The sequence below is a fragment of the Burkholderia cenocepacia genome, from assembly GCF_900446215.1.
Classification (GTDB): Bacteria; Pseudomonadota; Gammaproteobacteria; order Burkholderiales; family Burkholderiaceae; genus Burkholderia; species Burkholderia cenocepacia.
Genome location: NZ_UAQZ01000002.1, coordinates 296374 through 309358, shown reverse-complemented (window position 1 = coordinate 309358; position 12985 = coordinate 296374). Strand labels below are relative to the sequence as shown.

1 protein-coding gene is annotated in these 12985 nt (G+C 72.1%); it reads right to left on the bottom strand.

Translation table 11 applies throughout. The features are described from left to right. Window positions 1–203 precede the first annotated feature (203 nt). Window positions 204–12920, bottom strand: coding sequence for an autotransporter-associated beta strand repeat-containing protein (locus tag DTA15_RS10550; RefSeq protein ID WP_041494546.1), 12717 nt, complete (start codon window positions 12918–12920; stop codon window positions 204–206). Between the last annotated feature and the right edge of the window lie 65 nt (window positions 12921–12985).

Here is a 12985-nt window from a genome sequence, read left to right as displayed (position 1 = left end):
TCGTTCGCGGATTGCCCGATATGGCAAAGCGTTGAAACAGGTCTAAACACGCCGATACAACGGGATACCGGACACCGCGTGACGCACTTCATGAAAATCGATCTGCATCACGAAACTTCTGTAAAACGAATCAACAATCTGACGATCATCGAACGATCGGCCGCTCACGACGATTCCATCGCAAGCGGCGGCCGCCCCTCTCCTCAGAACTTCCACAACAGATTGCCGTACAGCGCGTGGTCGCTGATGCTGCCGCCGATCTGGCCGCTGTAAGACAGCCCGAGCGACAGGTTCTTCGTGATGGCCGCATCGACACCGACCTCGAGCACCGCGGCATCACGCGCGACCGGCACGCCGGTGACGCTGAACGGCGAGCCGCCGCTCGCGAACGACAGCCTCGACGCCGGCTGCGTATTGCCGAACGCGTGCCGCCAGCCGACGGTGCCGAACGCCGTGACCTTGCCCTTCGTCGTGACCGCGACGTCGGTCGAGGCCCGCACGCCGAGTGTCGAGAAGCCGAGGCCCGTCGTATCGGAATCGCCCTGCAGCGCCGCCGCGCCGCCGTTCTCCTTGAAGCCGTCGGTGTGCAGGCTGGCGTACGCGAGCCCGACGAACGGTTCGAGCGCGACGTTACGGAACGCCATCGAGTAGCCGATCTCGGTGAACACCTGCGTCGCGTTCGCGTCGTAGCTGGCGGTATCGTGATCGGAGAAGCTGCCGAACGACGGATTGCGCTCGCTATGCACGCGGTACCACGACTGCGACACGCCACCGCGCACGTTCCACGCGTTGTACCGGCCGCTCGCGTACAGCGCGATCGTCTCGCCGTTGACCTTCGCCGACTCGTTCTGGTCGGTATTGAGCTGGCTGCGCGACGCACCGCCCGCGATACCGACGCGCCAGTGGCTGCTGACTTCCGCATCGGTGCCGACGACGAAGCCATACAGGTTGCGATCGATCGACGCGACGCCGTCGCCGTCGAACCGGCTATGCGAACCGTACAGCCGGCCCCACACCGCGGGCTTGTACGACTTGGCCGGCGTGCAGCCGTTCTCCGCGGCCATGCGCCGGTCGAGCGCCACCGAATGATCGTCCGCCGACACCGACGCCTCGCATCCGCACAGCGCCCCGCCCGGCTGCGAACCGAGCCGCGCACGATCGAGCACCGCATCGCGCACGTAGCGGCTATCCGACAACAGCACGCTGCGCGTACTCGGATACAGATCGCCGGCCAGTTGCGTGAACGCGCGGTTCGCGGTCGGCGCATCCGACGTCAGCACCGTATCGAACAGCGGGTTGCCGGCGCCGAGCGTGCCGACCGCACCCGCCACCGCTTGCCCGTCGGGTGTCGTCGCGACCGACGAGAACGGCGTGCCGTTCGGCGTCAGCGACATCAGCACCTGCGCCGGGTTGTACGTGAGCGTCGGCGTGAGGAACGCATACGTCGAGTTCACCGCGCTGAACTGCCCTTGCACGCCCGCACCGGCATTCACGATGGTGTAGAGCTTGCCCGGCTGGTATTGCCCGGTGGCCGCGACGACCTGTACCGATCCACCGTTGAGCGTGGCGGAGCCGGTCACGTCGAGACCGCCGCTCTGTTGCGGCGTGGCGCCGACCTGCAGCGTCGAGCCCGGCTGGAAGGTCGCGTTGCCCGCGACCTTCAGCGGCTGCCCGAGCTGGAGGACCGATGCGGTGCCGCCGCCCGACACGACCAAGCCGCCGATCGTGCCCGTCCCGGTGACGGTCGCGCCGCTGCCGACGGTCACCGGCGAGTTGGCCAGCGAACCGGTGACCGCGAGCGTGCCGCCCGTCACGGTGGTCGGCCCGGACAGCGTGTTGGTCCCGCTCAGCACCTGTGCACCCGTGCCGGCCAGCGTCAGCGGACCGGTACCCGACAGCGTGCCCGCGAACGAGCTGGTGCCGGCGGTATTGACGGTCAGCGGCGTCGCGCCGAGGTTCACGTTCGAACCCGTCGTGCCCGACAGCGTGCCGATCGACTGCGGTGCGGCCGAACCCGTGAAGTCCAGCGTCGCGCCGCTGCCCGCGAGAATCACCGGGCTCGTCGGCGCAAGGCTGCCTGCGCCGGCAAGTGCGAGCATGCTGCCGCTGCCGATCGTCGTGCCGCCGGTGTACGTGTTGGCGCCCGTCAGCGTCTGCGTGCCGCTGCCCTGCACCGCGAAGCCGCCGGTGCCGGCGATCGTGCCGCCGAACGAACCGCCCGTCGGACCGGCCACGGTCAGCGTATTGCCGCCGAGATTCACGGTCGAACCGGCGGCGCCCGACAGCGCGCTCGCCGTCTGCGGTGTCGTGGCCGCGCTGACATCGAGCGTCGCGCCGTTGCCGGCCAACGTCAGTGCGCTGCCCGCCGACAGGCCGCCGTTGCCGGCGACCGCCAGCGTGCTGCCGTTGCCGATCGTCGTGCCGCCCGTGTACGCGTTCGCGCCGCTGAGGGTCGTCGTCGACGGGCCGCTCACCGCCAGGTTGCCGCCACCGGAGATCGGGCCGCTCAGGCCGAGGTTGTTGGCGCCGCCCACCGTCAGCGTCGAACCCGCGCCAAGATTCACCGCGTTGCCGAGCGTCGTGCCCGCGACGCTGGTGCCGAGCGTGCCGCCGTTGCCGCCGACGCTCAGCGTGCCGCTGCCGAGTGCGGTCGGCGTGCCGGCGACCAGCGTGCCGCCCCCGGTGACGCTCGTGCCACCGGTGTAGGTGTTGGCACCCGACAGCGTCGTCGTCGCCGGACCGTTGACCGCGAGCGTGCCGCCACCCGAGATCGCGCCGCCCAGGCCGAGGTTGTTCGCGCCGCCGACCGTCAGCGTCGATCCCGTACCGAGGTTCACCGTGTTGTTCAACGTCGTGCCCGGCGTGCCGGCAGCCAGCGTGCCGCCCGCACCGCTCGCATTCAGCACGCCGGTACCGAGCGCCGTGTTATTCCCCGCGACCAGCGTGCCGCCACCGGTGAGGTTCGTGCCGCCCGAATACGTGTTCGCGCCGGTCAGCGTTTCGGTGCCCGTGCCGCCCAGCGTCAGACTGCCGCCCGTGCCGGCGATCGTGCCGCCGTACGTGCCGCTGCCCGACCCGCCGAGCGTCAGGGTGTTGCCGCCGAGGTTCACCGTCGAACCGGCGACACCCGACAACGCGGTCGTCGTTTGCGGCGTCGTCGCACCGCTGACGTCGAAGGTTGCGCCCGCACCGGCCAGGTTCAGCGGGCTGCTGCCGGACAGGCTGCCGCCCGCGCCGATCGCCAGCGTGCCGCTGTTGATCGTCGTCGCGCCGGTGTACGTGTTGGTGCCCGTCAGCGTCTGCGTGCCGCTGCCCGACAGCGTCAACCCGCCCGTGCCGGCGACGGTGCCGCCGTACGTGCCGTTACCGGCGCCGCCCAGCGTCAGCGTGTTGCTGCCCAGGTTCACGGTCGAACCCGACACACCCGACACTGCGCCCGTGGTCTGCGGCGTCGTCGCGGCGCTCAAGTCCAGCGTGGCGCCCGTACCCGACAGATCGACCGCGCTGCCCGCCGACAGGCTGCCGCCCGCGCCGACCGCCAGCGTGCTGCCGTTGCCGATCGTCGTGTTGCCGGTGTACGAGCTGGCGCCGGTGAGCGTCGTCGTCGACGGACCGTTCACCGCGAGATTGCCGCTGCCGACGATCGCGCCGCCCAGGCCCAGATTGTTCGCACCGCCCACCGTCAGCGTCGACCCCGCGCCGAGACCGATCGCGTTGGTCAGCGTCGTGCCGGCCACGCTCGTGCCGAGCGAACCGCCTGCGCCGGTCGTAGTCAGCGCGCCCGTGCCGAGCGCCGAACCGTTGCCCGCGAGCAGCGTGCCGCCGCCGCTCAGGGTCGTGCCGCCCGTGTACGTGTTCGTCCCGTTCAGCGTTTCGGTGCCCGTGCCCGACAGCGTCAGGCTGCCGCCCGTGCCGGCGATCGTGCCGCCGAACGTCCCGTTGGCGGAACCGCCGAGCGTCAGCGCATTGCCGCCGAGGTTCACCGTCGAACCCGCTACGCCCGACAACGCGCCAGTCGACTGCGGCGTCGTGGCGGCGCTCAGATCGAGCGTCGCCCCTGCACCGGCCAGATCGACCGCACTGCCGCCCGACAGGCTGCCGCTCGCGCCAACCACCAGCGTGCTGCCGTTGCCGATCGTCGTGTTGCCGGTGTACGAGCTGGCGCCGGTGAGCGTCGTCGTCGACGGGCCATTCACCGCGAGGTTGCCGCTTCCGCTGATCGCGCCGCCGAGGCCGAGATTGTTCGCACCGCCAACCGTCAGCGTCGATCCCGCACCGAGATTCACCGCGTTGCCGAGCGTCGTGCCGGCCACGCTCGTGCCGAGCGTGCCGCCCGCGCCGCTCGTGTTCAGCGCGCCCGAGCCAAGCGCCGAACCGTTGCCCGCGATCAGCGTGCCGCCACCCGTCAGGCTCGTGCCGCCCGTGTACGTGTTCGTCCCGTTCAGCGTCTCGGTGCCCGTGCCGCCCAGCGTCAGGCTGCCGCCCGCACCCGCGATCGTGCCGTCGTAAGTACCACTACCCGAACCGCCGAGCGTCAGGTTGTTGCCGCCGAGGTTCACCGTCGAACCGGCGACACCCGACAGCGTGCCCGTCGTCTGCGGCGTGGTCGCGCCGCTCAGGTCGAAGGTTGCGCCCGCACCCGTCAGGCTCACCGGCGTCGTCCCCGACAGGCTGCCGCCCGCGCCGATCGCCAGCGTGCCGCTGTTGATCGTGGTCGCGCCGGTGTACGTATTGCTGCCCGTCAGCGTTTCGGTGCCGGTACCCGACATCGTCACGCCACCGGTGCCGGCGATGTTGCCCGCGTAGGTGCCGCTGGCCGACCCGCCGAGCGTCAGGTTGTTGTTGCCCAGGTTCACCGTCGAGCCGGCCACGCCAGAGATCGCGCCGGTCGATTGCGGCGAGGCGGCGCCGCTCAGGTCGAGCGTCGCGCCGGCCGCCGTCAGGCTGACCGGGCTGCTCGACGACAGGCTGCCGTTGCCGCCGATCGCGAGCGTGCCGCTGTTGATCGTGGTCGCGCCGGTGTACGTGTTGGTCCCCGTCAGCGTTTCGGTGCCGGTGCCCGACAGCGTCAACCCGCCCGTGCCGCCGATCACGCCGCCATACGTGCCGCTGCCTGCGCCGCCGAGCGTCAACGTATTGCCGCCCAGGTTGACGTTCGTGCCCGTGCCGCCGGACAGCGCGCCGCTCGTCTGCGGCGACGTGGCGGCGCTCAGGTCGAGCGTCGCGCCGGTGCCGGACAGGTCAATCGCGCTGCCTGCCGACAGGCTGCCGCCCGCGCCGACCGCCAGCGTGCTGCCGCCGCCGATCGTCGTGCTGCCGGTGTAGGTGTTCGCGCCCGACAGCGTCGTCGTCGACGGACCGTTCACCGCGAGGTTGCCGCCGCCCGAGATCGCGCCGCCGAGGCCGAGATCGTTCGCACCGCCGACCGTCAGCGTCGACCCCGCGCCGAGATTCACCGCGTTGCCGAGCGTCGTGCCCGGCGTGCTCGCGGCCAGCGTGCCGCCTGCACCGCTCGTGTTCAGCGCACCGGTGCCGAGCGCCGAGCCGCTGCCCGCGATCAACGTGCCGCCGCCGCTCAGGGTCGTGCCGCCCGTGTACGTGTTGTTGCCGGTCAACGTCTCGGTGCCGGTGCCCGACAACGTGAGGCTGCCGCCCGCGCCGGCGATCGTGCCGCCATACGTGCCGTTGCCCGTGCCGCCGAGCGTCAGGTTGTTGCCGCCGAGGTTCACCGTCGAACCCGCGACACCCGACAGCGTGCCCGTCGTCTGCGGCGTGGTCGCGCCGCTGACGTCGAAGGTTGCGCCCGCACCGGTCAGGTTCACCGGGCTGCTCGCGGACAGGCTGCCGCCCGCGCCGATCGCGAGCGTGCCGCTGTTGATCGTCGTCGCGCCGGTGTACGTGTTGGTCCCCGTCAGCGTTTCGGTGCCGGTGCCCGACAGCGTCAACCCGCCCGTGCCGCCGACCGTTCCGCCGAACGTGCCGTTGCCCGACCCGCCGAGCGTCAGCGTGTTGCCGCCGAGGTTCACCGCCGAACCCGCCGCGCCCGACAACGTGCCGGTCGTCTGCGGCGACGTGGCCGCGCTCACGTCCAGCGTCGAGCCCGCGCCGGCCAGATCGATCGCACTGCCCGACGACAGGCTGCCGCCCGCGCCGACCGCCAGCGTGCTGCCGCCGCCGATCGTCGTGTTGCCGGTGTACGAGCTGGCCCCCGTGAGCGTCGTCGTCGACGGGCCGTTCACCGCGAGGTTGCCGCTGCCCGAGATCGCGCCACCGAGACCCAGATTGTTCGCACCGCCAACCGTCAGCGTCGAACCCCCGCCGAGATCGATCCCGTTGGTCAGCGTCGTGCCGGCCACGCTGGTGCCGAGCGTGCCGCCCGCGCCACTGGTGTGCAGCGTGCCGGTGCCGAGCGCCGAGCCGCTGCCCGCGATCAACGTGCCGCCGCCGTTCAGGGTCGTGCCGCCCGTGTACGTGTTGTTGCCCGTCAGCGTTTCGGTGCCGGTTCCCGACAGCGTCAGGCTGCCGCCCGCACCCGCGATCGTGCCGTCATACGTGCCGCTACCCGTGCCGCCGAGCGTCAGGTTGTTGCCGCCGAGGTTCACCGTCGAACCCGCGACACCCGACAGCGTGCCCGTCGTCTGCGGCGTGGTCGCGCCGCTGACGTCGAAGGTTGCGCCCGCACCGGCCAGATTTACCGGGCTGCTCGCGGACAGGCTGCCTCCCGCGCCGATCGCGAGCGTGCCGCTGTTGATCGTCGTCGCGCCCGTGTACGTGTTGGTGCCGGTCAGCGTTTCCGTGCCGGTGCCTGCCATCGTCAACCCGCCGGTGCCGCCGATCGTCCCTGCATAGTTACCGTTGCCGGTACCGGCCAGCGTCAGCGTGTTGCCGCCGAGATTCACGTTCGTGCCCGCCACGCCGGACAGCATCCCGCTCGTTTGCGGCGTGGTCGCCGCGCTGATGTCGAGCGCCGCGCCCGTGCCCGCGAGATCGAGCGCGCTGCCTGCCGACAGGCTGCCGCCCGCGCCGACCGCCAGCGTGCTACCGCCGCCGATCGTCGTGTTGCCGGTATAGGTGTTCACGCCGGTGAGCGTGGTCGTCGACGGGCCGCTGACCGACAGGCCGCCGCTGCCCGAGATCCCGCCGCCGAGCCCGAGATCGTTCGCACCCCCAACGGTCAGCGTCGCCCCCGCGCCGAGATTCACCGCATTGCCGAGCGTCGTGCCGCCGACGCTCGTGCCGAGCGAGCCGCCCGCGCCCGTGACGTTCAGCGCGCCGGTACCCAGCGCGCTGCCGTTGCCGGCGACGAGCCCGCCGCCGCTCAACGTGGTGCCGCCGTCATAGGTGTTCGTGCCGGTGAGCGTCGTGGTGCCCGCGCCGGTTTGCGCGAGGCCGCCGCTGCCGGAAATCGTGCCGCTCAGGCCGAGATCGTTCGCGCCGTTCAGCCCGAGCGTCGCGCCCGCGCCGAGCGTGACCGCGTTGCCGAGCGTCGTGCCGTTTACGCTCGCGCTCAGCGTGCCGTTGCCGGTCACGTTCAACGCGCCGGACCCGAGCGCCGTATTGCTGCCCACGCTCAGTCCGCCGCTGCTCAACGTCGTCCCGCCGCCGTAGGTGTTCGCGCCGCCGAGCGTGGTCGTGCCCGAGCCGGACTGCACGACGCCGCCCGCGCCGGAGATCGTGCCGCCCAGGCCGAAGTCGAACGCGCCGCCGAGATTCAGCGTCGAACCGATGCCCAGATCGACGGCGTTCGCCAGCAGCAGGTTCGCCGTGCTTGCGCTGAGCGCGCCACCGCTGCCGGTGACGTTGAGCGTGCCCGTGCCGAGCGCCGTGTTGTTGCCGACCGACAAGCCGCCGGCACCGAGCGTCGTGCCGCCCGTGTAGAGGTTCGCGCCGGTGAGTGTGGTCGTGCCGCTGCCGGTTTGCGCGAGGCTGCCGCCGCCGGCGATGATGCCGCCGAGGCCCAGGTCGTTCGTGCCGCCGAGCGTCAGCGCCGAACCCGTGCCGAGATTGACGGCATTGTTCAGCGTCGTGCCGGCGACGCTCGCGGCCAGCGTGCCGCCTGCGCCGGCGAGGTTCAACGCGCCGGTACCGAGCGCCGCGCCGTTGCCGGCGACCAGCGTGCCGCCGCCCGTCAGGTTCGTGCCGCCCGTGTACGTGTTGATGCCGGTCAGCGTTTCGCTGCCCGTGCCCGACAGCGTCAGGCTGCCGCCTGCCCCCGCGATCGTGCCGCCGAACGTGCCGCTGCCGGCGCCGCCCAGCGTCAGGCCGTTGCCGCCGAGATTCACCGTCGAACCGGCTACGCCCGACAGCGCGCCGATCGCCTGCGGCAGCCCTGCGCCGCTCAGGTCGAAGGTTGCGCCGGCGCCGCCCAGATTCACTGCGCCGCCCGCGGCCAGGCTGCCGCCCGCGCCGATCGCGAGCGTGCCGCTGTTGATCGTCGTGCCGCCGCCGTACGTGTTCGCGCCGGTCAGCGTCTCCGTGCCGGTGCCGGCCATCGTCAGCCCGCCGGCACCGCCGATCGTGCCGCCGAACGTGCCGTTGCCGGAACCGCCGAGCGTCAGGGTGTTGCCGCCGAGATTCACCGCCGAGCCGGCCGCGCCGACCAGCCCGCCCGTCGTCTGCGGCGACGTGGCCGCGCTCAGGTCGAGCGTCGCGCCCGCGCCGGCCAGATCGAACACACTGCCGCCCGACAGCGCGCCGCTCGCGCCGACCGCGAGCGTGCTGCCGTTGCCGATCGTCGTGTTGCCGGTGTAGCTGCCCGCGCCCGTGAGCGTCGTGATCGACGGGCCGGTCACCGACAGATTGCCGCCGCCCGAAATCGCGCCGCCGAGGCCCAGATTGTTCGCACCGCCAACCGTCAGCGTCGAACCCGCGCCCAGATTCACCGCGTTGCCGAGCACCGTGCCGCCGACGCTCGTGCCGAGCGAACCGCCCGCGCCCGTCACGTTCAGCGCGCCGGAACCGAGTGCGCTGCCGTTGCCTGCAATGAGCCCGCCGCCGCTCAGCGTCGTGCCGCCGGTGAACGTGTTCGCGCCGAGCAGCGTCGTCGTGCCGCTGCCGGTTTGCGCGAGCCCGCCGTCGCCGGCGATCACGCCGCCCAGGCTCAGGTCGGCCGCGCCGTTCAGGCCGAGCGTCGCGCCCGCGCCGAGATTCACCGCGTTGCCGAGCAAGGTACCGGCGACGTTCGTGGCGAGCGTGCCGCCCGTGCCCGCGACCGTCAGCGCGCCCGTGCCGAGCGCCGCGCCGTTGCCGGCGATCAGCCCGCCGCCGGTGAGCGTGGTGCCGCCCGAGAACGTGTTCGCGCCGAGCAGCGTCGTCGTGCCCGTGCCGGTTTGCGCGAGGCCGCCGTTCCCGGCGATCGTGCCGCTCAGGCCGAGATCGTTCGCGCCGTTCAGCCCCAGCGTGACGCCGGTGCCGAGGTTCACCGCGTTGCCGAGCGTCACGCCCGGCACGCTCGCGCCGAGCGAAGCCGAGCCGTTGACGTCGAGTGCGCCGAGGCCGAGCGCAGTCCCGCTTCCGACCACCAGGCTGCCGCCCGTCAGCGCGGTGCCGCCCGCATACGTGTTGTTGCCGGTGAGCGCCTGCGAGCCGGTGCCGGCAAGCGTCAGCCCGCCCGCCCCGCCGATGTCGCCCGCGAAGACGCCGCTGCCGCTGCCGGCCAGCGTCAGGTTGTTCGCCCCGAGATCGATCGTCGAACCCGCGACACCCGACAGCGTGCCGATCGACTGCGGCGTGGTCGCGCCGCCGATGTTGAAGCGCGCACCGGCGCCCGTCAGGTTGACGGGACTCGACGCGGCAAGACTGCCGCCCGCGCCGATCGCGAGCGTGCCGCTGCCGATCGTGGTGCCGCCGGTGAACGTCTCGGCCGCGGTGAGCGTCGTCGTGCCCGGGCCGCTCACGGACAGGCCGCCGGCGCCGGAGATGAGCCCGCTCAGGCCGAGATCGTTCGGGCCGCCAACCGTCAGCGCCGCGCCCGCGCCGAGCTGGATCGCGTTGCCGAGCACGGTGCCGCCGACGGTCGTGCCGAGCGAGCCGCCCGTGCCCGTCACGTTCAACGCTCCCGTGCCCAGTGCGGCGCCGTTGCCGGCGAGGAGTCCGCCGCCGCTCAGCGTCGTGCCGCCCGAGAACGTGTTCGCGCCGCTCAACGTCGTGATGCCCGAGCCGATTTGCGCGAGACCGCCACTCCCGGCGATCACGCCGTTCAGGCCCAGATCGTTCGCGCCGGTCAACGCGAGCGTCGCGCCTGCGCCGAGATTCACCGCGTTGCCCAGCGCGGTGCCGTTCACGCTCGCGCCGAGCGCACCGCCCGTACCGGCGACGTTCAGCGCGCCGCTGCCGAGCGCCGTATTGCTGCCGGCGAGCAGCGTGCCGGCGCTCAGCGTCGTGCCGCCGCCGAAGGTGTTCGCGCCGGACAGCGTCGTCGTCCCCGTGCCGCTCAGCACGAGACCGCCGGTGCCGCCGATCGCGCCGCTCAGGCCGAGGTCGTTCGCGCCGTTCAGCGTCAGCGATGCGCCGTTCAGGTTGATGCCGTTCGCGAGTGCCGCGCCGGCGGCCAGATCCGCGCTTAGCGAACCGCCGAGGCCGCTCACGTTCAACGCGCCGCCGATACCGAGCGCACTGCCGCCTTCGACGATCAGGCTGCCGCCGCCCGTCAGGCTCGCGCCGCCCGTGAACGTGTTCGCGCCGGACAGCGTCGTGGCGCCGGTGCCGCCGAGCGCCAGGCCGCCCGCGCCCGAGATCGCGCCGCTCAGGCCGAGATCGGCTGCGCCGTTCAGGCCGAGCGTCGCGCCCGCGCCCAGGTTGACCACATTGCCGAGCACGGTGCCGCCGACGTTCGTCGCGAGCGTGCCGCCTGTGCCGGATACGTTCAGCGCGCCCGTGCCGAGCGCCGCGCCGTTGCCGGCGACGAGGCCGCCGCCGCTCAGCGTCGTGCCGCCCGTGAAGGTGTTCGTCCCGAGCAGCGTGGTCGTGCCGGCACCGGTTTGCGCCAGTTGGCCACTCCCGCCGATCGCGCCGCCGAGGCTCAGGTCGACCGCGCCGTTCAGGCCGAGCGTCGCGCCCGCGCCAAGATTCACCGCATTGCCGAGCACGGTGCCGCCGACGTTCGTGGCGAGCGTGCCGCCCGTCCCGGATACGTTCAGCGCGCCTGTGCCGAGCGCCGCGCCATTGCCGGCGATCAACCCGCCGCCGCTCAGCGCCGTGCCGCCCGAGAACGTGTTCGCGCCGAGCAGCGTCGTCGTGCCCGTGCCGCTTTGCGCAAGGCCGCCGTTACCGGCGATCGTGCCGCCGAGGCTCAGGCCGTTCGCCCCGTTCAGGCCGAGCGTGGCGCCTGCATCGAGATTGACCGCATTGCCGAGCAGCGTGCCGCCGGCGTTCGTCGCGAGCGAGCCGCCCGTGCCGGTCACATGCAGCGCGCCCGTGCCGAGCGCCGCGCCCGTGCCGGCGACGATCCCGCCGCCGCTCAGCGTCGTGCCGCCCGCGAACGTGTTCGGGCCGAGCAGCGTCGTGATGCCCGGGCCGGTTTGCGCCAGCCCGCCGTTGCCGGCGATCGCGCCGCTCAGCCCGAGACCGGCCGAGCCGTTCAGGCCCAGCGTGACGCCGGTATCGATATTGATCGCGTTGCCGAGCAGCGTGCCGCCGACGCTCGTGCCAAGCGTGCCGCCCGCGCCCGACACGTTCAGCGCGCCGCCGCCGAGCGCCGTGTCGGTGCCGACCACGAGCCCGCCGCCGCCCGTCAGGTTCGTTCCGCCCGTGAACGAATTGGCGCCGTTCAGCGTCAGCGTGCCGGTGCCGCTCGCTTTCAGCGCACCGCCGCCCGCGATCGTGCCCGACAACGCGAGCCCTGTCGCGCCATCCACCGTCAGGTCCGCGCCGAGCGTCACGTTGTTGAGCAGGTTGAGACCGGCCGTGCCGGCTTCCAGCGTGCCGCCGCCGGCCGCGATCGTCCCGAGACCCAGCCCCGCGCTGTTGTTGATGATCGCGGTGCCGCCCGCAAGCGACGCGTCGGCCGCGCTCGACGCGCCGGTGATGTTCCACGTCCCGCCCTGCACCGCGAGATGCGTGAAATTGCCGTACGTATCGACCGCCAGGGTGCCGCTCGCGGAGCTGCCGGCGGCCGGGTTCAGTTGCAGGTTGAGCGTGTTGTTGCCGCCCAGCCCGGCATCGACGCCGAGCCCGACCGACGACCCGGTCTGCGCATTGAACGTGTTCGACGTGCCGAGCGCCGCGCCCAGCGACACGTTGCCCGTGACGGTGCCGGCGTTGGTGAACGTGTTCCCCGCGCCCGGTGTCCCGCTGGGTGCGAGCACCACCGAACCGTTGATCGCGCCGCCGCTCGCGTTGGTGAAGTTGACCTGTGCACCGCCCGACGTGGTCACGACCTGCGCGGTGGGCCCCGCGCTGAAGCCGAGCAGGCCGGTCGTTCCGATCGTGCCGGCGTTCGTGATGTTCGTCGTGCCGCCGATACCGTTGTAGACCGTCAGCGCGGGCCCGTTGAGCAGCGAGCTCGTCGAGCCCATCATCACGCCCGTGCTGGCGTTCGTGACGTTGACCGTGCTCGCCGACGCGATATTGCCGACGACCGTGCCGTTCGACACGAGGCTCAAGCCGGACAACGCGGGGTCGATCCTGCCGTTGTTGGTCAGCGTGACGCCGCTGCCCGTCAGCGACAGCGCGGTGCCGCCGATCAGCGGCACCACGGAGACGGTCGCGCCGGACCCGACGGTCAGGTTGAGATTGTTCGCGCCGTTCGAATAGGTGGTGGTGGCTCCGGTACAACTGACGGTCGTGGTTCCGACGCAGGCGGCCAGTGCATCGGCGGGAACGATCCCGGCGCCGACCAGCGCGACCAGCATGCCGGTCGGCACGAGGAGTTTCGGACGTGCTTCCGCGCGCTTTTTGTTCGAGCCCATGCGCATACGCATAATCACACCTTCCCATAAGAGAATCGACGACACCGGGCATTCCTCGCCGCATTCAAAATGCCGGA